Origin of the sequence: Mesorhizobium dulcispinae (assembly GCF_033977345.1) — a bacterium.
Classification (GTDB): Bacteria; Pseudomonadota; Alphaproteobacteria; order Rhizobiales; family Rhizobiaceae; genus Mesorhizobium; species Mesorhizobium dulcispinae.
Genome location: NZ_JAVIIY010000004.1, coordinates 409359 through 429757, shown reverse-complemented (window position 1 = coordinate 429757; position 20399 = coordinate 409359). Strand labels below are relative to the sequence as shown.

The 20399-nt window shown below is 65.2% G+C and carries 19 protein-coding genes; 8 read left to right on the top strand and 11 right to left on the bottom strand.

Annotated elements, in window-relative coordinates; genetic code table 11:
- Positions 1-423 carry a lysozyme inhibitor LprI family protein gene (locus tag RFN30_RS13035; RefSeq protein ID WP_320262472.1) on the bottom strand — a complete coding sequence of 141 codons (423 nt, stop codon included), beginning with the start codon at positions 421-423 and terminating at the stop codon, positions 1-3.
- Positions 424-666: 243 nt separating this feature from the next.
- On the opposite strand from RFN30_RS13035, the gene ykgO reads away from it, so the two are divergent.
- The 3 genes from ykgO to RFN30_RS13020 all read left to right on the top strand — a co-directional run bounded on the left by ykgO (position 667) and on the right by RFN30_RS13020 (position 2784).
- Positions 667-792, top strand: coding sequence for a type B 50S ribosomal protein L36 (gene ykgO, locus RFN30_RS13030; RefSeq protein ID WP_040974291.1), 126 nt, complete (start codon positions 667-669; stop codon positions 790-792).
- Between the two features lie 167 nt (positions 793-959).
- On the top strand, positions 960-1577 hold the full coding sequence (locus tag RFN30_RS13025; protein ID WP_320262471.1) for a tetratricopeptide repeat protein: 618 nt from the start codon (positions 960-962) through the stop codon (positions 1575-1577).
- Between the two features lie 139 nt (positions 1578-1716).
- Positions 1717-2784 carry an alpha/beta fold hydrolase gene (locus tag RFN30_RS13020; RefSeq protein ID WP_320262470.1) on the top strand — a complete coding sequence of 356 codons (1068 nt, stop codon included), beginning with the start codon at positions 1717-1719 and terminating at the stop codon, positions 2782-2784.
- 10 nt (positions 2785-2794) lie between these two features.
- Here RFN30_RS13020 and pyk read toward each other — a convergent pair whose 3' ends face one another.
- On the bottom strand, positions 2795-4222 hold the full coding sequence (pyk, locus tag RFN30_RS13015) for a pyruvate kinase (RefSeq protein WP_320262469.1): 1428 nt from the start codon (positions 4220-4222) through the stop codon (positions 2795-2797).
- Positions 4219-4707 (bottom strand): DUF1036 domain-containing protein, encoded by a 489-nt coding sequence (locus RFN30_RS13010; protein WP_126089678.1) that lies wholly within the window; start codon positions 4705-4707, stop codon positions 4219-4221. The genes pyk and RFN30_RS13010 overlap by 4 nt, the downstream gene beginning before the upstream one ends.
- A gap of 348 nt (positions 4708-5055) precedes the next feature.
- Between RFN30_RS13010 and RFN30_RS13005 the strand changes: the two genes are divergently transcribed.
- Together RFN30_RS13005 and RFN30_RS13000 are read left to right on the top strand one after the other, a co-directional pair.
- Positions 5056-5853 (top strand): N-formylglutamate amidohydrolase, encoded by a 798-nt coding sequence (locus tag RFN30_RS13005; RefSeq protein WP_320262468.1) that lies wholly within the window; start codon positions 5056-5058, stop codon positions 5851-5853.
- Between the two features lie 28 nt (positions 5854-5881).
- Positions 5882-6190, top strand: coding sequence for a DUF1244 domain-containing protein (locus tag RFN30_RS13000; protein WP_320262467.1), 309 nt, complete (start codon positions 5882-5884; stop codon positions 6188-6190).
- Between the two features lie 24 nt (positions 6191-6214).
- Here the strand turns inward: RFN30_RS13000 and RFN30_RS12995 are convergent, their stop codons facing one another.
- Positions 6215-6808 (bottom strand): hypothetical protein, encoded by a 594-nt coding sequence (locus tag RFN30_RS12995; protein WP_320262466.1) that lies wholly within the window; start codon positions 6806-6808, stop codon positions 6215-6217.
- A gap of 178 nt (positions 6809-6986) precedes the next feature.
- Between RFN30_RS12995 and RFN30_RS12990 the strand changes: the two genes are divergently transcribed.
- Positions 6987-8168 (top strand): MFS transporter, encoded by a 1182-nt coding sequence (locus RFN30_RS12990; protein WP_320262465.1) that lies wholly within the window; start codon positions 6987-6989, stop codon positions 8166-8168.
- On the opposite strand, the gene RFN30_RS12985 is transcribed toward RFN30_RS12990, so the two are convergent.
- Positions 8126-9040 carry a LysR family transcriptional regulator gene (locus tag RFN30_RS12985; RefSeq protein WP_320262464.1) on the bottom strand — a complete coding sequence of 305 codons (915 nt, stop codon included), beginning with the start codon at positions 9038-9040 and terminating at the stop codon, positions 8126-8128. The genes RFN30_RS12990 and RFN30_RS12985 overlap by 43 nt on opposite strands.
- 96 nt (positions 9041-9136) lie before the next feature.
- On the opposite strand from RFN30_RS12985, the gene RFN30_RS12980 reads away from it, so the two are divergent.
- Positions 9137-10093, top strand: coding sequence for an SDR family oxidoreductase (locus tag RFN30_RS12980; RefSeq protein WP_320262463.1), 957 nt, complete (start codon positions 9137-9139; stop codon positions 10091-10093).
- Between the two features lie 54 nt (positions 10094-10147).
- Here the strand turns inward: RFN30_RS12980 and RFN30_RS12975 are convergent, their stop codons facing one another.
- The 6 genes from RFN30_RS12975 to RFN30_RS12950 form a co-directional block, all read right to left on the bottom strand.
- The gene (locus RFN30_RS12975) at positions 10148-10306 is read right to left on the bottom strand and encodes a DUF3309 family protein (RefSeq protein ID WP_126087157.1); all 159 of its coding nucleotides are present in this window, start codon (positions 10304-10306) and stop codon (positions 10148-10150) included.
- 99 nt (positions 10307-10405) lie between these two features.
- Positions 10406-13582: an efflux RND transporter permease subunit gene (locus RFN30_RS12970; protein WP_320262462.1), complete on the bottom strand. Its 3177-nt coding sequence runs from the start codon at positions 13580-13582 to the stop codon at positions 10406-10408.
- A 75-nt stretch (positions 13583-13657) separates the two neighbouring features.
- Positions 13658-14830: an efflux RND transporter periplasmic adaptor subunit gene (locus RFN30_RS12965; protein WP_320262461.1), complete on the bottom strand. Its 1173-nt coding sequence runs from the start codon at positions 14828-14830 to the stop codon at positions 13658-13660.
- 365 nt (positions 14831-15195) lie between these two features.
- Complete coding sequence (locus tag RFN30_RS12960) at positions 15196-16617, bottom strand: coniferyl aldehyde dehydrogenase (protein WP_320262460.1); 1422 nt, start codon at positions 16615-16617, stop codon at positions 15196-15198.
- A gap of 121 nt (positions 16618-16738) precedes the next feature.
- Positions 16739-17869: a patatin-like phospholipase family protein gene (locus RFN30_RS12955; protein WP_320262459.1), complete on the bottom strand. Its 1131-nt coding sequence runs from the start codon at positions 17867-17869 to the stop codon at positions 16739-16741.
- Between the two features lie 201 nt (positions 17870-18070).
- Positions 18071-19156 carry a citrate synthase/methylcitrate synthase gene (locus RFN30_RS12950; protein ID WP_320262458.1) on the bottom strand — a complete coding sequence of 362 codons (1086 nt, stop codon included), beginning with the start codon at positions 19154-19156 and terminating at the stop codon, positions 18071-18073.
- A 92-nt stretch (positions 19157-19248) separates the two neighbouring features.
- Between RFN30_RS12950 and RFN30_RS12945 the strand changes: the two genes are divergently transcribed.
- On the top strand, positions 19249-20394 hold the full coding sequence (locus RFN30_RS12945; RefSeq protein ID WP_320262457.1) for a citrate/2-methylcitrate synthase: 1146 nt from the start codon (positions 19249-19251) through the stop codon (positions 20392-20394).
- Positions 20395-20399 lie beyond the last annotated feature (5 nt).

The following is a 20399-nucleotide window of genomic DNA, read 5'->3' as shown; positions in this document are numbered from 1 at the left end:
TTACTGCATATTCTGGTCTTCGTCCTCGTCCGGGCTGGCGCAGCTCGGATCGCCGTCCTGGCAATTGGGACCGGAAGTGAGCTGCTTGGTGCGCTCGTTGGTCAGCTCCGTCAGGCACTGCGAGACCTCCATCGGATGGATGGAGCCGCCCTCGCTGTCGGCGGTCGAATAGGCGCATTCGGCATCGCGAAAGGCGATCCAGGCGCGCTGCGCCGTCTGCAGCAATTTGTTGGCCTTCTCGTCATTGCCGCCGACGAGATCCTTGTAGGCGGCGTTGAGCTTGGCGTCGGCCGCCTCATAATCGGTGTTGGCGCAAATGGTCATCATCGACTGGCTGTCGTCGCTTCGGTCGCATTCCTGTCCCCAGGCCGCCGGGGCGGTTGCCAGGAGGATGAGACAGGCTGGCAGGAAGAGACGGCGCATGCTGGATCTCCAATCGCTTTGCGTCGTGCCAGCATTCCAGCCGCTCTTGAGTCGCGCAATGCGGCGCGATCCGGATGGCGAATATTTGATGAGCACGCCGGTTGCGGTATCAGAGTTGCGCGCTTGCGGTTGACACGGGCAAGGCTCCTCGTTTATGAGCCACGCAAGTTCAAAGGCGCGCTTTTTCCGGGCGCGCCTTTAAAATTCGGCCCGGGACCGGGCCCCGACCGAACAGGCAAGACCATGAAGATCAAGAATTCGCTCAAGGCGCTCAAGGCGCGTCACCGCGACAACCGGCTGGTTCGCCGCAAGGGACGCATCTACATCATCAACAAGACCGCTCCGCGCTACAAGGCGCGCCAGGGCTGAGACTTCGCGCGGTTTAATGCATGTCGCCCAAAAGCGCGCAGCGGTTTTGGGCTAACGATATGCATAAAACAAATAGGCCGCGCCGCGCTTGATGTCGATTGCCGGTTCGCCGGCCTCTCACGCTAAAATCATTTTGACGATCCGCCGTCCGGCATTAGATTCCGGCGATGCGGATTCTTTTTGCTTCTTTCGCCGCCCTGCTTTTCCTCGGCACAGCCATGCCCGCATGGGCGCAGGACCAGGCCTCGCCGCCCGCCGCCTCGCCTGCACCCGGCATCACGCCGCCGCCGGTCGTCTCGACCAGGCAGGGCCGGCTCGACCAGCTCTTTGCCGATCTCAAACGCGAGCGCAACGAAAAGGCCGCCGAACGCATCGCCGGCCGCATCTGGAACGAGTGGAACCAGTCCGGCAGCGCCTCGATCGACCTGATGATGCATTGGGCGCAAAAAGCGACGGAAGACCAGAAATTCGACGTCGCGCTCGATTTTCTCGACCAGGTCGTGACCTTGCAGCCCGACTATGCCGAAGGCTGGAACCGCCGCGCCACCGTGCATTTCCTGATGAAGAATTACGGGAAGTCGATGTCGGACATCGACCATACGCTGCATCTCGAACCCCGCCATTTCGGCGCGCTCTCGGGCCTCGCGCAGATCATGGCCGAAACCGGCCACAAGCAGTCGGCGCTGGAAGCCTGGCAGAAAGTGCTCGCCATCTATCCGATGATGCGCAGCGCCCAGGATCAGGTCTCGGCGCTTTCGGAAGAACTGGCCGGCGAAGGCATTTGATTCCTTAAGGGAGTAAGGGAATAGGGGAGTAAGGGAGTATGTTCTAAGCACTGTAGAACGGCACTCGGAAATGCTTCCCCTACTCCCCTACTCCCCTACTCCCCTAAACTAATTCCGCTCCGCCCCGTATCTCTCCCGCATGAACCTGATCTGCGCCGCGCTTCTCTTCCTCATCGCGTTTTTCTTCGCCCTCGCCGGCATCACCCGCACCGGCGTCTGGCTGATCGAGCGCCGCAATCCGCCGGTCGGCGCGTTCGCCGAGATCAACGGTGCCCGTATCCACTACGTCCATATCCCGGCGCCCACCGGCGCCGATCTGCCGCCGGTCGTCTTCATCCATGGCGCCAGCGCCAACCTCAGGGACCAGATGCTGCCGCTGAAGCCCCTGCTCGAAGGCCGCGCCGAGTTGCTCTTCCTCGACCGTCCGGGCTTCGGCTGGTCGGAGCGCGGAGCGGGCAACAACGAAACCCTGGCCGCGCAGGCAGACACCATCGCCGCGCTGATGGACCGCCTCGGCATCGAGAAGGCGATCATCGTCGGCCATTCCTTCGGCGGGGCGGTCACGACAGCCTTTGCGCGGACGCATCCCGGAAAGACGCTCGGCCTCGTCTTCCTCGCGCCTGTCAGCCATCCATGGCCGGGCGGCGCGACCGCCTGGTACTATAAGCTGACGGCCACGCCGATCATCGGCTGGCTGTTTTCGGAGACACTGGGCTATCCGGCGGGCATGCTGCAGATCGGCGATGCGACGACCTGCGTCTTTTCGCCGAACAAAGTGCCGGACGGCTATGTCGATGCTACTTCGATCCCGCTGGTGCTGAGGCCGCGCGCGTTCCGCGCCAACGCCCGCGATGTCGCCCAGCTCTACGACTATGTGCGCGCGGCTTCGCCCGGCTACCGTGACATCAAGGCGCCGACGGTCGTCATCTCTGGTGATCGCGACAAGGTGGTCTACGCCACCATCCATTCGGTCGGCCTCGAACGAGACATTCCCGGCGCCGAATTGGTCTGGGTCCGCAACCTCGGCCACAAGCCCGACTGGGTCGCGCCCGACCTCGTCGTCGGCGCCATCGAAAAGGCTGCCGGCGGGGCGGTCGATCTCCAGGCCATGGCAAGGGCAGTGGAAGGCCGCATCGCCGGCGACACACAAGGCGCCGGCAGATGTCCCGAACTCAAGGTTTCCGACGCGGAGCTCGCGCCGGGCTAACGTTTAGAGGTTAATGGGTCTCCGATCCGACATACGCAATACGCAGCATGTTGGTCGAGCCTGGGGTCCTCAGCGGCACGCCCGCCGTAATGATCACCCGGTCGCCCGGCTTGCCAAAGCCTTCGTCGAGCGCGATGCGGCAGGCCCGGTCGACCATGTCGTCGAGGTCGATGGCGTCTTCCGAAACCACGCAATGCGTGCCCCACAGAAGCGACAGCCGGCGCGCCGTGTTGACGATCGGCGACAGCGCCACGATCGGCACCTGCGGCCGCTCGCGCGCGGCGCGCAGGCCCGTGGTGCCGGAGGCGGTGTAGGTGATGATCGCCGACAGCTTCAGCGTCTCGGCGATCTCGCGCGCCGCGAGCGAAATCGCGTCCGCCCCCGTCGCTTCCGGCTCCGAACGCTGCGCGTTGATGATGCCGGCATAGGTCGGGTCGGTTTCGACCTTGGTTGCGATGCGGTTCATCATGGCGACCGCCTCGACCGGATAGGCGCCGGCAGCGGATTCGGCCGAAAGCATGATCGCATCCGCGCCCTCGAACACGGCGATCGATACGTCCGAGACCTCGGCGCGGGTCGGCACGGGCGCGGTGATCATCGATTCCAGCATCTGGGTGGCGATCACCACCGGTTTGCCGGCGCGCCGCGCGGCGCGCGTGATCTGCTTCTGGATGCCGGGCACCGCCTCCAGCGGCATCTCGACGCCGAGATCGCCGCGCGCGACCATCAATGCGTCCGACAGTTCGATGATCTCCGGCAGCCGGGCGACTGCCTGCGGCTTCTCGATCTTGGCCATGATCAGGGCCCGGCCGCGCGCGATCTTGCGGGCTTCGGCCAGATCCTCCGGCCGCTGCACGAAGGACAGCGCAACCCAGTCGACGCTTGCCGCCAGCACCGCGTCGAGATCGGCCCGGTCCTTTTCGGTCAGCGCGCCGACCGGCAGGTCGGTGTCGGGCAGGCTGACGCCCTTCTTGTCGGAAATGCCAGTACCGGCGACGACCGTGCAGGTGATCGACTTGCCGTCGCTCTTGACCGCCTTGAGCTCCAGCTTGCCGTCGTCGATCAAAAGACGGTGACCGGCCTCGACCGAGCTCAGGATTTCGGGATGCGGCAGGTAGACCCGTTTCGACGTGCCGGGTTCCGGATTGTCGTCGAGCGTGAAGGTCTGGCCGACAGTCAGCGCTTCCTTGACATTGGCGAACTTGCCGACCCTGAGCTTCGGCCCCTGCAGGTCGGCCAGGATGCCGATCGGCCGGCCGACGGCCGCCTCGACGGAGCGGATGCGGCCGACGAGCGTGCGCATCAGCTCGTGGTCGGTATGGCTCATATTGATGCGGAAGACATCGGCGCCCGCCTCGAAGAGCTTTCGCAGCATCTCCTCGGACGAGGAAGCCGGACCGATGGTGGCGAGGATCTTGACCTTGCGGTTGCGTCTCATTGACTGTTTGTTCCCGGAGCGGGGGTCGCTGGCGCGCCGCCCGTTGCGGGCTCGTCGGTCAGCTGGACCATCCAGCTTGCCTGCTCGCCCGTGTCATATTCCTGAAATCCGGCGCGCTGAAAGCCCCGGGCGACGCAATCATTCACGCCGGCGATCTTGAACTCTTTTTCGGCGACGCACATGTTGATCGGGCCGTCCCAACGCCCGCCGCGCTCGGCGTCTTCTGCATAAAGATAGTAAAACCTTGATGACAGCGGCCCCTCGATCAGCGTCTTGCAGGTCGACCCTTCGATGTGCCACCAGCCTTCGGTGATCCAGCCGGCCTTCGCCCGATAGCCGATGCCGACGCCGACCAGGTTCTGTGTCGCGTTGCAGACGCGGAAGTCGGCGCGCGCCGGCGAGGTCGCGCACAGCGCGCCGAGAACCGCGCCAAAGATCAGGAGCGGCAGGGTCAGGCGCTTGCGCGGCCTGCCGGCGAAACCCATTCCAAATCCCTTCGCGAACCACATCTGCATCTCTCGAAGCCCTTTTCAGCAAACTCCGGGCGCATGTCAACGCGCCGTTTTGTTCAATTCCAATCGATTTAGAAGGGCGCGCGCATGACCCCGAAAATCGGAATCGATTTTCGGAAAGGATCATGCGCCAAAATCAAAGTGCTACAGCGTCCTTTGCGCGTCCAAGATGACGCGCGGCGCTGTAGGCGCACGGTAAGTCGTCCCATTTGGGATTTTTTGCAGAAACCGTGGCCAAACAACGGCATTGCGCCTGCGTCCTCTTCGTGGAATGACGATACCACCCCGCCCGGACACCAGCGAACAGACCGTTTTCAGCCGATGACCCGATCCACAGCTTTCGCGCCCTTCGACATCGTCGAGGGCGACCGCAAGAAAGGCATCGTGCTTCTGGCCGATCACGCCCGCCGCGACTTGCCGGACGAGTATGGCAGCCTCGGCCTGCCGGCGGAGGAATTCGAGCGCCACATCGCCTATGATATCGGCGTCGAGACGGTGACGCGCGAGCTGGCGGCGGCGCTCGACGCGCCGGCCGTGCTTGCCGGCTTCTCGCGGCTGCTGATCGACCCCAACCGCGGCGAGGACGATCCGACGCTGATCCGCCAGCTCTATGACGGCACCATCGTGCCTGGAAACTATCCGATGGCCGCCGAGGAGCGGGAAAGACGGCTCGACCGCTTCTACCGGCCCTATCATGACGCCGTCGGCGCGATGATTTCCTCGGTGGCGCACGCTTCCGGCAATGCGCCGTTCATCTTCTCGGTGCACTCCTTCACCCCGCGCATGCAAGGCTTCATCCGGCCCTGGCATGTCGGCATCCTGTGGGACCGCGACGACCGCGTGGCGCGGCCGCTGATCGATATGCTGGCCGAGGACAAGGCGCTGGTGGTCGGCGACAACGAGCCTTATGACGGCGCGCTGCGCGGCGACACCATGTTCCGCCACGCCATCGTCAACGGCTATGCCCATGCGCTGATCGAGATCCGCCAGGACCTGATCGCCGACCGCGCCGGCGCGCTTGCATGGGCCGAGCGGCTGGCCCCGATCGTTGACGCCATCGACCGTCGCCCCGATATACACCAGGTGAAGATGTTCGGCTCGCGCACCGACCCGGTGTGACGGGTCCCAAGCCACGGAGCTCCATGCAATGGCCGAACTCAGCGACGAACAGAAACGCGATTTCGAGGCCGCCGCCTTCCGCCGGCTGGTCGAGCACCTGCGCGAGCGCGGCGACGTCCAGAACATCGACCTGATGAACCTCGCCGGCTTCTGCCGCAACTGCCTGTCGAACTGGTATCGTGAGGCCGCCGAGGCCGACGGCGTCGCGCTGTCGAAGGACGAGTCGCGCGAGATCATCTACGGCATGCCCTACGCCGAATGGCAGGCGCTCAACCAGACCGAGGCGTCGGACGCCAAGAAGGCGGAGTTCGAGGCGAGGCGGCCAAGGGACCATTGAGCCTTCGATCCTGCGTTGGGGTCCCTACCCAATTCGGCCCAGCGCTATGGCGGATCCCGTGAACGGCAGGACCAGATCATAGCTGCTCGGCGGCGGCGCGATCGGCGTGGCCGCGGAAGTGCCGAACTGGGTCACGCCATCGCCGATATGATGCGCCAGATCGTGGCGGCCGCCGCCGAACTCAAATGCACTGCTGGCGACAAGGCGCGCACTGAACACGTTGGTTCCGATCAGTTGCACCATCGCCGTGCCGGCGGAGACCGCGACCGTCGTGCCCACCGCGAGGCTGGCGCGGCGGAAGGTGGCGATGCATTCGCCCTGTTCGAACGAAGCCGGGTCGTCGAATGTCCCCATCGGCCGGCGCTGCAGATAGAGCGAGAACTCGCCCACCGGATCGAGCCCGAGCGACAGCACGCCGTTGTCGATTTCCTGGGCGTTGAATGGCCTTGCGGCGAAGGTGAAATGCGCGGTCACCTCGGAGCGCTTGCCGTCGAACATAGGCACGTTGGGGAAGGGCAGATGAAGGAAATATCCGTAGTCGGCCACTGCGCCGTCCTTGGCGCGGTAGAAGCGGCCGGTGGCGTACCAGGCGAGTTCAGCGGGAAGCAGAGCGGTCATGCGGGGTCCTGTGATGTCTGGGAATGGACACTGCGACTGTGCCGCGTTCTGGCGCGCGCGAGAAGCGCCCATTGTCGACGCAGCTTGGCCCAAGCACTTTCGGCTGGCAGCGCTTGACTGACGATTGAATCGATCTAATTTGCCGCCCAAAAGTTACCGGCGCACCGGATTTCAGAGCATGAGCGCGCAGAGCACAATGCAAGCCGCGACGCGCGGCCGCTGGGCCGTTGCCGGCATCTTCCTGGCCAATGGTTTCCTCACCGGCAGCTGGGCGCCGCAGATCCCGGTGTTCCTCACCCGGCTGGACATCTCCAAATTCACGCTCGGCCTGCTGATCCTGCTGTTCGGTGTCGGCGCGGTGCTGGCCATGACCTGGTGCGGCCATCTCATCTCAAGGCACGGCTCGCGCAGCGTGCTGCGCTGGTTCGGCCTTTGCGGCAGCTTCGGCCTGCTGGTCGTGGCGCTCGCCCCCAACGTGCCGCTTGCGGCCATCGCCATGCTCATCTTCGGCGGCTCGATCGGCGGCATGGATGTCGCCATGAACTCCAACGCCGTGGTGGTGGAAAGACGGCTCTCCCGCGCCTTCATGTCGTCCTCGCATGGCTTCTGGAGTCTCGGCGGCTTCGCCGGCGGCGCACTTGGCGGCTATTCCATCCAGAATTACGGCTACCTCGCGCATGCGACCGTTGTGACGGCCGTCGCTTTCGCCGTGATTGGCTTTGCTGTTCGCTACCTCGTCGCCGAAGACAGGCCGCAGGTCGCCGAGCACCAGAAAGTCGCGCTGCCGCGACACCCGATCGTCTATCTGGTCGGGGTCATGGCGCTGCTCACCATGGTCTCCGAGGGCGCGGTGCTCGACTGGGCGGCGCTCTACCTCCACCAGGAGCTCGGCGCCGACCTTGCCATTGCCGGCCTCGCCTATGCCGCCTTCTCCGGCGTCATGGCGCTGATGCGTTTCCTGGGTGACGGCGTGCGCAACCGCTTCGGCGCGGTGGCGACGCTGCGCGGCTCGGCGCTTGTCGCCGCCGCCGGCATGTTCGTGGCCGGCCTGTCGCCCTCGCCTTATCTTGCCATTGCCGCTTTCGCCTTCTGCGGCTTCGGCATCGCCAACATGGTGCCGATCCTGTTCTCGGCCGGCGGCAACCAGGAAGGCATGTCCTCCGGCACAGGCATGAGCGTGGTCACCACCATGGGTTATTCCGGCATCCTGGTGGCGCCCTCGGCGATCGGCTTCGTCGCCGAACGTTCGAGCTTCGGCCCGATCTTCATCGCGCTTTCCGGCCTGCTGGTCATCGTGCTGTTGATGGCGAGCCTCGCTCACCGGGCCGAATTCGCCGCCGATCCGGCGCCGGCGGAATAGCGTTTCAGCTCTTCATGCAGGAAATCCGCCACCCGGCGGATGCGCATGCTGGTGCGGACATCGCGATGCATGGCAAGCCACACCGGCAGGTTGGGCAAGGGCACGTCGGGTAGCAGCTTCTCCAGGTCCGGATCGCGGTCCGCCAGCGGCTCCTGGCCGATGCCGATGCCGTTTCCGGCCCGCACCGCTTCCCAAAGCACGATCTGATTGTCGGTCCTGAAACGGAAATGGCTGCGGCCGACCGCACTGCCAAACGCGGTGAAGCCGCGGATGATCTCGTCGCTGCGATCGAAGCCGACCAGTGAATGATCGGCGAGGTCCGCCGGCTTTTGCGGGCGACCGCGCCGGTCGAGATAGGACTTCGCCGCGCACAGGCAGAGCGCGATGTCGGTGACCTTACGCGCCACCAGTTCGTTCTGCGCCGGCCTGACCATGCGGATGGCAATGTCGGCATCGCGGCGCAGCAGGTTCTCGACCTGGTTCGAGGCGACGATCTCGACCTCGATGCCCGGCTCCTCCTCGCCGAGGCGCGCCGTCATTTCCGGCAGCACGCAGGCCGCGACCACCTCCGAGGCGGCAATGCGCACCGTGCCTTCGATCGCCTCGACCGATCCGAGCGCCAAAAGCGAAAAGGCATTGGCCTGCTCGCTGACCGCTTTTCCGCGCTCGTACAGCGCGCTGCCGGCTTCCGTCAGCTCATAGCCGCGCCGGCCCCGCCGAAACAAGGTGACGCCCAGCGCCTGTTCCAGCTCGGCGATGTGGCGGCCGAGCGTCGGCTGACTGGCCGCCAGCCTGCGCGCAGCGGCCGACAGGCTGCCGGTCTCTGCAACCGCGACAAAACTCTTGATCAGGTTCCAGTCGAATTCTTTCATTCATTTTTGAATAACAGATCGCCGATCTGAGTCAATTTTCATTCGTTTCCGGATGGGCCAGATTGGGTGGGCAAACGCAAGCAACGGAGACGAACAATGACCAAGATCGCAATTCTGGGCGCCAATGGTCGGCTCGGCCGCGTGGTCGCCAAGGCCTTCATCGACGCCAGCTTCGACGTCCGCACCGTCACCCGCACCGGCAAGGTGCCGGCTGAGTTCAAGGGCGCCACGGCCGTCGTCGGCGATGCGCTCGACCGCCAGTCGCTGATCCGTGCCACCGAAGGCGTCGACATCATCTTCAACGGCCTGAACCCGATCTATACCGACTGGGGCAAGTGCCTGCCGATGGCCGAGAACGTCATGGCCGCCTGCCACGCGAACAATGCGCTGCATCTCTTTCCCGGCACCGTCTACAATTACGGCTCGCCGATGCCTGAGGTGATCACCGAGGAAATCCCCTTCCATCCAACCACCGAGAAGGGCCGCATCCGCTGCGCCATGGAAGAGCTGTTCCGCCGCGAGGCTGACGCCGGCCGTGTGCGCACCATCCTGCTGCGCGCCGGCGATTTCTTCGGCGGCACCGGCAGCGGCGGCTGGTTCGACCTCGTCGTCGCCGCCAAGATGAAAAAGGACGTCTATACCGCGCCCGGCCCGGCCGACCTCGTGCATGAATGGGCCTATCTGCCGGACTTCGCGGTTGCCTTCGTCGGCCTGGCGCGCAATCTCGACAAGCTCGGCTTCTATGAGGCGTTGAATTTCCCAGGCCATGCCGTCACCGACCTCGAGATCAAGGCCGCGGCCGAGAAGGCGCTCGGCCGCAAACTGAAGCTCTCGTTCATGCCGTGGTGGGTGCTGCGCGCCGGCAGCCCGTTCGTGGCCATGTGGCGCGAGATCGTTTCGATGTCCTATCTGCGCTTCGAGGCGCACCGGCTGGTCTCGACGCGGCTGGAGGAGGTCATTGGCGAAATCCCGCACACGCCGCTCGACCGGGCCGTAGCGAAAGCCATGCAGGATATCGGCATCGCCGTCGCAGCCTCGCGCCAGGCCGCCTGATCAAGGCTGAGCAGCCAAAATCAACCTGCCGGGCCTCGGAGGCCCGGCCATGGATCAGATCCGGCCCAACAGCAACATGATCAGCAAGATGACCAGAATTACGCCGACGATCCCCGAAGGCCCGTAGCCCCAGGCACGCGAATGCGGCCATGCCGGCACGGCGCCGATCAGGATCAGGATCAGGATTATTACGAGAAGTGTGCCGATCGTCATGAAAATACCCTCGCCGTCTGGTTGAACCTTGACGGAACAATGCAAAAAGCCGCCCGGTTGTTCCCGGGCGGCTTTTTGCATTTGGATTTCGAAAACCGCCTATTCCGCGGCCTTCGGGAAGGCAATCGCCGGCTCGGCACCGGGCTCCGTGGCCGGTTGATCGGTCGACACCTTGCCCTTGCCGCGACGGAACAGGCGGCTGAACCAGCCGCGCCGCGCACCGGGCTTCACCTTGGCGCGGGTGAACACCATCAGCATCGACGGCGTCACCACCAGGGTCAGCAAGGTGGCGAAGGACAGGCCGAAGACGATCGCCGAGGACAGCGAGATCCACCATTGCGTCGACGGCGCGTTGATCGTCGTCTCGTGATGGAAGATTTCGAGGCCGAGGCCGAAGGCGATCGGCAGCACGCCGAGGATGGCCGAGACCGCCGTCAGCACCACCGGCCGGGCGCGCTCGCGGCAGGTCTGCAGCACGGCGTCCATCTTGTCCCAGCCCTCCTCGCGCAACCGGTCATAGGTGTCGATGAGAACGATGTTGTTGTTCACCACCACACCGGCGAGCGCGATGACGCCGATGCCCGACATGACGATGCCGAAGGCCTCGCCCGTCAAGAGCAGCCCCAGGAACACGCCGATGGTCGCCATGACCACGCAGGACAGAACAAGCCACACGCTGGTGAACTTGTTGAACTGCGCCAAGAGCACCAGGAAGATCAGGAAGATCGCCGCGCCGAAGGCCTTGCCGAGGAAGGCGCTGGCTTCCGCGCTGTCCTCGTTGGAGCCGGCGAGCTTCCAGCGGATGCCGCTGCCGAGGCCCATGTCGGCGACGGCCTTGGTGACTTCCGCCTGCACCGCCGCCACCTGCGCGCCGGCGCTGACATTGGCCTGCACCACCACGGTACGCGCGCTGTCGATGCGGTTGAGGATGCCGACGCTGGGCTTTGCCTTGCGGATGACGAAGTTCGAGATCGGCACCGCCCCTTGCGAGGTCTGTACCCGCAACTCGTCGAGTGTCGACAGCGTGCGCCGGTCCTCGGGCAGGCGCAGCCTTATATCGACCGCTTTGTCGGTACCGGCCGGCCGGTACTCGCTGAGCTTGAGGCCGTTCGTCACCAGCTGCACCACCGTTCCGACCGAGGTCGGGCTGATGCCGTATTGCGCCGCCTTGGCGCGATCGACTTCGAGCGCCCAGTCGACGCCGGGCGGCGGCAGGCCGTCCGAGACGTCGATGACGTTGGGGATCTTGGCGATCCGCGCCGCCACCGCACGCGCCTTGTCGTCGAGCCCGCCGGGGTCGGCGGCGGAAAGCCTGATCTGGATCGGCTTGCCGGTCGGCGGGCCGGCTTCCGGCACGCGCACCTCGACATCGACGCCCGGAATGCCGGCCATAACGCCACGCAGATCGTCGAGGATCTGGTTGGCGGACTTGCGCTCACGCCAGTCGACGAATTCGTACTGGATCACGCCGACGACGTCTTCCGGAATGTCCTGGCCGCCGCCTTGCGTCTTGCCGACGCGGGTATAGACCGACTTCACGCCCGGCCAGCCGAGCAGCCGGCTTTCCGCCGTCTTGGTGGCGGCGTCCATTTCGGCCAGCGAGAGATTGCCGCGGGCATGCACGTAGAGCAGGCCGTAATCCGGCTCGACGCTGGGGAAGAACTCGACGCCGGCGCCGTATTTCGAATAGGCGAAGCCGACGCCGACCAGCAGCCCGACGGTGAGCAGGATGACGGTGATCGGGAAGCGCACCGCCTGCTTGACCAGCGCCATGTACCAGCCGTCGCGATTGCCCTCCTCGTGATGCGCCGGCGCCTTGGCGAAGATGGCGCCGAGCGTCGGCGCGAACACCAGCGCATAGAGCATCGAGGCCGACAGCGTCACGATCAGCGTGATCGGCATGTATTTCATGAAGTCGCCGATGATGCCGGGCCAGAACAGCAGCGGCGAGAAGGCGGCGATGCGCGTCATCGTCGCCGCGATGACCGGGCCCGCCATGCGCTTGGCGGCCAACGCGAAGGCGTCCGCCTTCGGCATGCCCTCGCTCATGCGCCGTTCGGCGAATTCGGTGACGATGATGGCGTCGTCCACCAGCATGCCGACCGCCAGGATCAGGCTGAACAGCACGATCATGTTGATCGTGTAGCCCATCATGGCGAGCAGAAGGATGCCGATCAGGAAGGACGAGGGAATGGCTAGGCCGATCAGCAGCGAGGCACGTCCCGACAGCGCGTAGAGGATGACGATGAACACCAGGATCACCGCGATCATCACGTGGTTCTGCAGGTCGCCTAGAAGCTGGTTGACGAAGACGGACTTGTCCTGCGTGTAGGTGACGTGCATGCCCTCCGGCATCGACTTGATGAAGTTGTCCGACACCTCCCTGACGTGGTTCAGCGTGTCGATCAGGTTGGCGCCGATGCGCTTCTTCACTTCGATGGCGATCGCCGGCTTGCCGTCGAGGCGGGTCACCGTCTCGGCATCCTTGAAGGTCGAGCGGATGGTGGCGATGTCCTTGGCCTGGACCACGGCGTTCGGCGTGGCGACGACCGGCAGGTTGGCGACGTCCTCGGGTGTCTCGATCAGCGACGGCACCTTGACGGCGTATTTGCCCTCCGAACCTTCGAGGTTGCCGGCCGCGACCAGGCTGTTGGAGGCGCCGACGCCCTGCATCACCTGGTCGAGCTGCAGCCCGTAGGAGGAGAGTTTTACCGGATCGACGACGACTTCGACGAGATCGTCGCGCGCGCCCTGCAGCGAGCCTTCGAGCACGCCCGGCACTTCCTCGATGCGGTCGCGCAGCTCGCGCGCCGCCGCCGTCAGCACGCGCTCGGGCACGTCGCCGGAAAGCGTGACCACGAGCACCGGGAATTCCGAAACGTTGACCTCGTTGACGGTCGGCTCTTCCGCCGCCTGCGGCAGGTCGGCTTTGGCGTCCTGCACCTTGCTGCGTGTATCCTGCAGCGCCGTCGCCAGATCGGTTTGCGGCTGGAATTCGACCAGCACGTAGCCACCGCCCTGGAAGGCGGCCGATCGCATTTCCTTCAAGCCCTTGAGGCTCTTGAGCTTGCTTTCCATCGGCCTGAGCAGCAGGCGTTCGGAATCTTCCGGCGAGATGCCCTGGTAGATCAGCCTGACATACATCATCGGAATCGGAACGTCGGGCTCCGCTTCCTTCGGCGTCGACTGATAGGCGACCCAGCCTGCGACGAGCAGGAACATCAGCGCCGATATTGTGAGGCGGGCGTTGTGAATGGCGAGTCTGACGATGTCCATGACTTATGCCTGCTGTTTCCTGGGAAGCGGCGACATTGCCAGCGGCGCCGGGCGAGCCGACGCCGGGCGGTCGCGCTACTGCGTGCCGGCGGTGGCTTCGCTGATCAGCTTGTTGATGGTCGCCTGGTCGGCCTCGACAGGCTTCACCAGGTCGCCTTCCTTCACCAGCTCCTGGCCGGCGACGATGATGCGGGCGTCCTGCGGGATGCCGCCGAGCACCAGGCCATGCGGTGTATCGTCGACGAGGTCGATCGGGAAGAATGCCACCTTGTCGTCCTTGCCGACGGCGCGGATGCCGAGATCGCCCTTGTCGCCCAGCGTCACCACCGAGCGCGGCAGCATGACCGCGTCGGTCGGCTCGGCGCTGAGCGTGATCTCGGCCGTCATGCCGGCGGGGATGGAGCCGTCGCCATTGGGGATCGCCACCTCGACGCGGAAGGTGCGGGTCTGCGAGGAGGCGTCGCGGCTGATGTAGCGCACCGTGCCGGTGACCTTCTGGTCATTGACCAGGCGTACATTGGCCTCGTCGCCGATCTTGATGTAGCGCAGGTCGCGCTCGCTGATCTCGCCGCGCGCGATCACCGGATCGAGCTTGAGGATCGTCGCCACCTCGCCGCCTTGCATCACCGAGCTGCCGAGCTCGACCGGCACGCGGTCGATGACGCCGTCGAACGGCGCCTTCACTTCATTGCGGTCGAGTTCGGCCTGCGCCGTCTCCACCATCGACTGCGCCGCCGTCAGGTTCGAGCGGGCGGTGTCGAGCTGCAGCTTGGGCAAATTGCCGGTCTTGGCCAGCCGCTCGGCGGCATCGAGCTCAGCCTTGCGCTGCACCAAAAGCTGCCTGGCGTTGTCGACGTTCGAGATCTTCTCCTCGGCGGCCAGCATCAACACCAGGTCGCCGGTCTTGACGTGATCGCCCTGCTTGACCGGCAGCTTGTCGATGACGCCGGCGACGCGCGTGGCAAGCACGGCGCGTTTGTCGGCTTCGGTCAGACCCGAGATCCGTATCGCCCGCGCGAAGGTCTTGCGCGGCGGCGTCACCACCGCGACGGTGCGCAATGCTGCCTTCGGCTCGGCCTGCGCCGTCTTCGGCTTTTCAGCGCCGGACTGCGTGGCTTTGCCTGCTTCTCCTGCCTTCTGGTGGTCGGCGGCGCTGCCCACGGACGAGAACTCGCCCGTTGCCATCCAGGCAGCGAATCCGATGAGCACAGCAATGGCTGCAAGCTTGTGAAACCTGAATTTCGGCATCGTCATTTTCCGTTGCAGGCTTGGCGAGGTCGGTGTTTCGTCCCCGGGCGCGCGGCCGATATGGGTGCGCGCAAAGCCATGTTCAATTTGCCGTGATCGGCGAAGCGCGCTTCTACCGCAAAGCTGCGGCGCAATATAGTGAGAAAAATTGCAGCATCATTGCGTCTCCAGCCGCGGCGGACGGGCTTTTTTCTACTTTTTCGATGCTCGACTGCCCGGCTTTTCCCGGTCCGGGCAGATTTTTTGCTGTATCGAACAGTCGATGGCAGCAGGCGTCAGTATGATTCGGAATTTTTTCGCGCAATGACTTGCTGCATTGGTACGAGACGATGCAGAGGACGCGCCCACTCCGAAAATAAATCCTGTCAGGTGATCAGGTTCAGCAGCCGGAACAGTCGCTCGAACATCCTGCCATAAGGCGGCCTGAGCAGGCCGCCGGCGCTCAAGCGAGATTGGACGAAGATCGGCTTTTCCTTGCTGAAGGTCCGAAAACCCCATTCGCCGTGATAGGCGCCCATGCCGCTCTCGCCGACGCCGCCGAAGGGCTGCCGCTCCTGTACCAGATGCATCATGCAGTCGTTGACCGTCACGCCGCCGGCGACGGTCTCCCGCATCACCCTTTGCCGGTTGGCGCTATCCTTGCCGAACCAGTAAAGGGCGAGCGGACGCTCGCCGCGACTCACATGCTCGATGGCGTCATCGACCGTGCCGTATTCGAGGATCGGCAGCACCGGCCCGAAGATTTCCTCGCGCATCAGCCGCAAATTCTGCCCGGCATTCCTGACAAGCACAGGCGCCATCTTGCGGTCGCTCACGCCAAGCTTTTCGTTTGCCGGATTGACCTCGGTGACATCAGCGCCGCTTTCGCGCGCCTCGGCGACCATGTCGCTCAGTCGCTGATGGTGCCGCTCGCTGACGATCGCCGTGTAGTCGGGATTGTCGCCCAGACGCGGATAGAGCCGTGCCATTGCGGCGGCGAGTTTTGCGGCGATCGCGGCACCCTGCCCTTGCGGGACCATTAGATAGTCGGGCGCGATGCAGGTCTGGCCCGCATTCAGGAGCTTGCCGTAGGCGACGCTCGCGACAGCCGCATCGAGATCGCAGGACGCATCGAAGATCGCCGGCGACTTGCCGCCGAGTTCGAGCGTGACCGGCGTCAGATTGGCGGCAGCGGCCAGCGCCACCTGGCGGCCGACGGCGGTGGAGCCGGTGAACAAGAGATGATCGAAAGGCATTGACACGAATGTCTTGCCGACCTCGGCATCGCCGACCGCCACGCTCATCTCGTCGGGAGAAAAATGCTCTTCCACCAACCGCGCAAGCAGGTCCGAAAATTTCGGCGTCAACTCGGACGGCTTGAGCAGCACGCGGTTGCCGGCGGCTAAAGCGGCCGCCGCCGGCGCGATGGCGAGTTGGAACGGATAATTCCACGGCGAGACTATGCCGACGACGCCGAGCGGCTGCGGCAGAAGGCTGTTGCGCCCAGGCAGGAACGGCAGGCTGGTGGCAACGCGGCGCTCGCGCATCCAGCCGCGCAGATGACGAATGGCGTGCCTGATGCCGGCGCGAACGACGAACAGTTCCGCAAGCCGCGTTTCCTGGGCCGCCCGGCCAGAAAAATCGCTGTCGATCGCTGCGCAGATCTCGGCTTCATGCTTGTCGGTCAGCGCCAGCAGGCGCTTCAGCCGGTCCTTGCGTACCTCGAGACTCGGGAAAGGCTCCTTCTCGAAGGCCCTGCACTGCGCTTCAAACCTGACCCCGAGAGAGTTCTGTCTGGTCTGCAACATCGCCACCTCCCGTTTACGTCGAGGTAAACTACTCGCCCGTCGAAGGTGAATCCAGCGCGTGGCCGGTTCCGCAAGGTAAGGTTCAGCGCGAGCTAAAACCTGCGCGATGTCTGGGCGCGATCTACGCCCGGCGGCGGATTGCCTCCGGCTTCATGCGTGCGGCAAGGAATTCCTTGACCCTCCGCCCCGGCGCCGGCCCGCGCATAGGCTTGAAGCCGTCGTCGAGCTCGCCTGACAGGTCGAGCGTCGCCCGTTTGCCGACCGCGTCGTAATTCTCCTCCAGCCAGTCGCTGGCGGCATTTCGGCCGAGGTCGCGCAGATAGGCGAGGAAGGCCCATTCGGCATTGACCTTCGACGAGGCCGAGAGATCCTTGAACGCTTCGTCGGCATCGATCCGGTGCATGCGGATGTCGCGATATTCGCTATGTGGCAGGCGGCCGGCCGCGATCAACTCCTTGACGAAGGCGATCGAGCGGAATTCGCGCAGGAGCCCGGCGTTGAAGGTGATCTCGTCGATGCGGTTTTGGATCTCGTTGGCGCTTTTCGGCGTGCCTTCGCGCACCACCGGGTTGATCTGCACGAGCAGCACGTCCTCGGTGGCAGTTGCCTTGAAGAAGGGATAGAGCGCCGGATTGCCGCCATAGCCGCCGTCCCAATAGGGCACGCCCTTGATCTCGACCGCGCGGAACAGTTGCGGCAGGCAGGCCGACGCCATCACGGTGTCGACGTCGATCTCGCCGTCGGAAAAGACGCGCAGCTGTCCGGTCTCGACATTGGTCGCCGAGATGAAGAGTTCCATCGACTTGCAGGCGCGCACGTTGCGGAAATTGATCTCCTTCTCGACGACGTCGCGCAGCGGGTTGAGGCCGAGCGGATTGGCGACGTAAGGCGAGAAGACCCGCGACATGGTGTCGAAGAAGAAATAGCCGGGCGTGTTCTCGATCGACCAGTTGCCCCAGACGACATCCCACGGCATGCGCTGCACCGGGCTGAAGCGGCCCTTCGAGGCCACGGCCCGCCAGAAATCATCGAGCTTCTTGCGCGCGCCGTCGACGCCGCCGCGCACGAAGCCGTCGGCCAGCGCGACCGCGTTCATGGCGCCGGCGCTGGTGCCGGACACCGCCGCGATCTCCAGCCGCCCGTCCTCGAGCAGGCGGTCGAGCACGCCCCAGGAGAAGGCGCCGTGCGAACCGCCGCCCTGCAGCGCGATGTTGATCTTCTTCCTGTCCTCCGCCTTGCCGTTCTTCGCCATGGCGTTCCTTTGTCTCGATGCGCCGGCCTGCCCCGACGTCATGGGGCGAAGCGGCTGGCTGTCAGCTTATGTTGCAGTGCAGCATATAAGGGCGAACCAAGGCAAGAACACGGACACGGTCTCGTGATCGGTTGAAATCTTGGTCATGAAAAACCTCCCCGCCGGAAGCGGAGAGGCTGCATCAAGGCCTGGTCCAAAATCTCAGGCGACGAGATCCGGCACCGGCCCGACATAGCGCGACTGCGGCCGGATCAACCGTCCGGTCGCCTGCTGCTCGCGCGCATGCGCAATCCAGCCGGCGACGCGGCCGGCCGCAAAGACGTTGGAGAACGCCTCCTTGGGGAAGCCGGCGGCTTCGAGCAGCAGTGCCGTGTAGAACTCGACATTGGTCTGGATCGAGCGCTGCGGCTTGGCGACCTTGAGCACTTCGAGCGCCGCCTGCTCTACCGTCTCGGCGAAGGCCAGCCGGCTGCCAGTCTCGCTACGTGTGCCGAGCCGCCGTACGACCGCTTTCAGCACGTCGGCGCGCGGATCGCGCACACGGTAGATGCGATGGCCGAAGCCCATGATGCGCTCGCCGCGCGCGATCTCGTCGCTCAGCCAGGCGGCGGCGTCGCCGCTGGCCTCGATCGCGTCGAGCATCTCGATCACCGGTCCCGGCGCGCCGCCATGCAGCGGCCCCTTGAGCGCGCCGAGCCCGGCCAGGATCGCCGAGGCCAAGCCCGCCTGCGTCGACGCCACCACCCGCGTCGCGAAGGTGGACGCATTGAGCCCATGATCGCAGACCGTCACCAGATAGGTGTCGAGCGCCTTGGCAAGCGCCGGTGATGACGGGCCGCCGAGCATTCTCAACATGTCGGCGGCATGACCGGCGCGAGCGTCCGGCGCAACAGGCTTCTCGCCGCGGGTAAGCCGCAGCAGGGCCGGCGTCAGCACCGTCGGCGCCGCGACCAGCCTGAGCGCGTCGGCCAGTTCCTCGCCATCAGGCAAAAGGGCGATGCCGGCACGCATGGCGCTGTAGATATCGAGCGGCGCGAGTTGGCCAAGCATCGGCTGCAGTCGTTCGAAAACCTCGACGCGCGCTTTGCCGATCGCTCTCTCCAGCTCGGCGTCGCCGGGAAGCTCATCGAAAAAGCCGTCGAACAGCAGGCGGACCACCTGGCCGTAGCGCCAATGGCCGGCAAGCTCCGTCAATGAATGGCCTCGGATGGTGAGATGTCCGCCCGCGCCATCGACATCGGAAAGCACCGTGTCCGCCGCTACAACATCATCGAGCCCGTTGGCCATCGCTTGTCTCCTTGACCTTTTGTGCACTGCAATTAATGGTGCGCAATCAATGCATCAATCTTGATCAATAGAATCAATATGAGGCGCCGGGCATGTCCGAATGGCTGACACGGGAGGAAGCGCTGGCGCGGCTGAACGTCCGGCCGCAGACGCTTTATGCCTATGTCAGCCGTGGCCGCATCGGCATGCGGCCGGACGGAGCCGACCCGCGCCGCAGCCAGTATCGCGCCGACGACATAGCCGCGCTCGCCACCCGCCGGGCGCGCGGACGCAGCCCCCAGGCGATCGCCGAAAGCGCCATCGCCTGGGGCGAGCCGGCGATCACCACCGCCATCTCGACCGTGCTGCACGGCCGCCTCGTCTATCGCGGCAAGGACGCCGGCACACTTGCGGCGACGGCGACGCTGGAGGAGACGGCCGGCCTGCTATGGGCATCCCGCAGCAGGGTATCCTTCGCTTCGCTGACCCCTTCGGCCGTTCGGCAGAGCGGCACCCCGACGGCATTTGCAAGGCTATCAGCGCTGGCAGCCGAAGGCTGGCCCTCGCTCGGCCGCAGGCCGGCTATGCTGCAGCAGGATGGCGCCGCCGCCACCAGCGTGCTTGCAACGTCGCTCGGCGCAATCCCCGGATCGGAACCCGTCCATGAGAGGCTGGCGCAGGGCTGGTCGGTCGACGCCGCCGGCGCCGATCTCATCCGCAGGGCGCTGGTGCTGCTCGCCGATCACGAGCTCAACGCCTCGACCTTCGCCGCGCGCGTTGCCGCCTCCACCGGCGCGCCGATCGCGGCCTGCCTGCTTGCCGGCCTCGCCACCCTTACCGGGCCGCGCCATGGCGGCGCCGGCGCCGCGGCGATCGCGTTGATCGAGGATGCCGAGCGGCTGGGCCCGGACGAGGCGGTCGCCCGCTGGCTCGCCCACGATCGGCCATTGCCCGGCTTCGGTCACCAGCTTTATCCCGAAGGCGATCCGCGTGCCGAGGCCTTGTTCTCTGAATTCAAGATCGACGTTGGGCTCCTGCGCCTGCGCGACGCCGTCCTTGCGGCGACCGGCCTGCATCCGAACATCGATTTTGCTCTGGCTGCCCTGACGCGCGGCCTGCGCCTGCCCGCCGACGCGCCCTTCCGCCTGTTCGCGCTCGGCCGCAGCGTCGGCTGGACCGCGCATGCCGTCGAGCAGGTAACGAGCAACAGGCCGATCAGGCCGCGCGCCCGCTATGACGGGCCGATCGGCAGTAATTGACGGCT

Bases quoted from the DNA above. Each gene is read 5' to 3' on its own strand.
- RFN30_RS13020 (WP_320262470.1), top strand. From the start codon at position 1,717: ATGAACCTGATCTGCGCCGCGCTTCTCTTCCTCATCGCGTTTTTCTTC.
- RFN30_RS13000 (WP_320262467.1), top strand. From the start codon at position 5,882: ATGGCCGAACTCAGCGACGAACAGAAACGCGATTTCGAGGCCGCCGCC.
- RFN30_RS13010 (WP_126089678.1), bottom strand. From the start codon at position 4,707: ATGGGTTTCGCCGGCAGGCCGCGCAAGCGCCTGACCCTGCCGCTCCTG.
- RFN30_RS12965 (WP_320262461.1), bottom strand. From the start codon at position 14,830: ATGCCGAAATTCAGGTTTCACAAGCTTGCAGCCATTGCTGTGCTCATC.
- RFN30_RS12990 (WP_320262465.1), top strand. From the start codon at position 6,987: ATGAGCGCGCAGAGCACAATGCAAGCCGCGACGCGCGGCCGCTGGGCC.
- RFN30_RS12950 (WP_320262458.1), bottom strand. From the start codon at position 19,156: ATGGCCAACGGGCTCGATGATGTTGTAGCGGCGGACACGGTGCTTTCC.
- ykgO (WP_040974291.1), top strand. From the start codon at position 667: ATGAAGATCAAGAATTCGCTCAAGGCGCTCAAGGCGCGTCACCGCGAC.
- RFN30_RS12945 (WP_320262457.1), top strand. From the start codon at position 19,249: ATGTCCGAATGGCTGACACGGGAGGAAGCGCTGGCGCGGCTGAACGTC.
- RFN30_RS12995 (WP_320262466.1), bottom strand. From the start codon at position 6,808: ATGACCGCTCTGCTTCCCGCTGAACTCGCCTGGTACGCCACCGGCCGC.
- RFN30_RS13005 (WP_320262468.1), top strand. From the start codon at position 5,056: ATGACCCGATCCACAGCTTTCGCGCCCTTCGACATCGTCGAGGGCGAC.
- RFN30_RS12975 (WP_126087157.1), bottom strand. From the start codon at position 10,306: ATGACGATCGGCACACTTCTCGTAATAATCCTGATCCTGATCCTGATC.
- RFN30_RS12985 (WP_320262464.1), bottom strand. From the start codon at position 9,040: ATGAAAGAATTCGACTGGAACCTGATCAAGAGTTTTGTCGCGGTTGCA.
- RFN30_RS13035 (WP_320262472.1), bottom strand. From the start codon at position 423: ATGCGCCGTCTCTTCCTGCCAGCCTGTCTCATCCTCCTGGCAACCGCC.
- RFN30_RS12955 (WP_320262459.1), bottom strand. From the start codon at position 17,869: ATGGCGAAGAACGGCAAGGCGGAGGACAGGAAGAAGATCAACATCGCG.
- RFN30_RS12970 (WP_320262462.1), bottom strand. From the start codon at position 13,582: ATGGACATCGTCAGACTCGCCATTCACAACGCCCGCCTCACAATATCG.
- RFN30_RS12960 (WP_320262460.1), bottom strand. From the start codon at position 16,617: ATGTTGCAGACCAGACAGAACTCTCTCGGGGTCAGGTTTGAAGCGCAG.
- pyk (WP_320262469.1), bottom strand. From the start codon at position 4,222: ATGAGACGCAACCGCAAGGTCAAGATCCTCGCCACCATCGGTCCGGCT.
- RFN30_RS13025 (WP_320262471.1), top strand. From the start codon at position 960: ATGCGGATTCTTTTTGCTTCTTTCGCCGCCCTGCTTTTCCTCGGCACA.
- RFN30_RS12980 (WP_320262463.1), top strand. From the start codon at position 9,137: ATGACCAAGATCGCAATTCTGGGCGCCAATGGTCGGCTCGGCCGCGTG.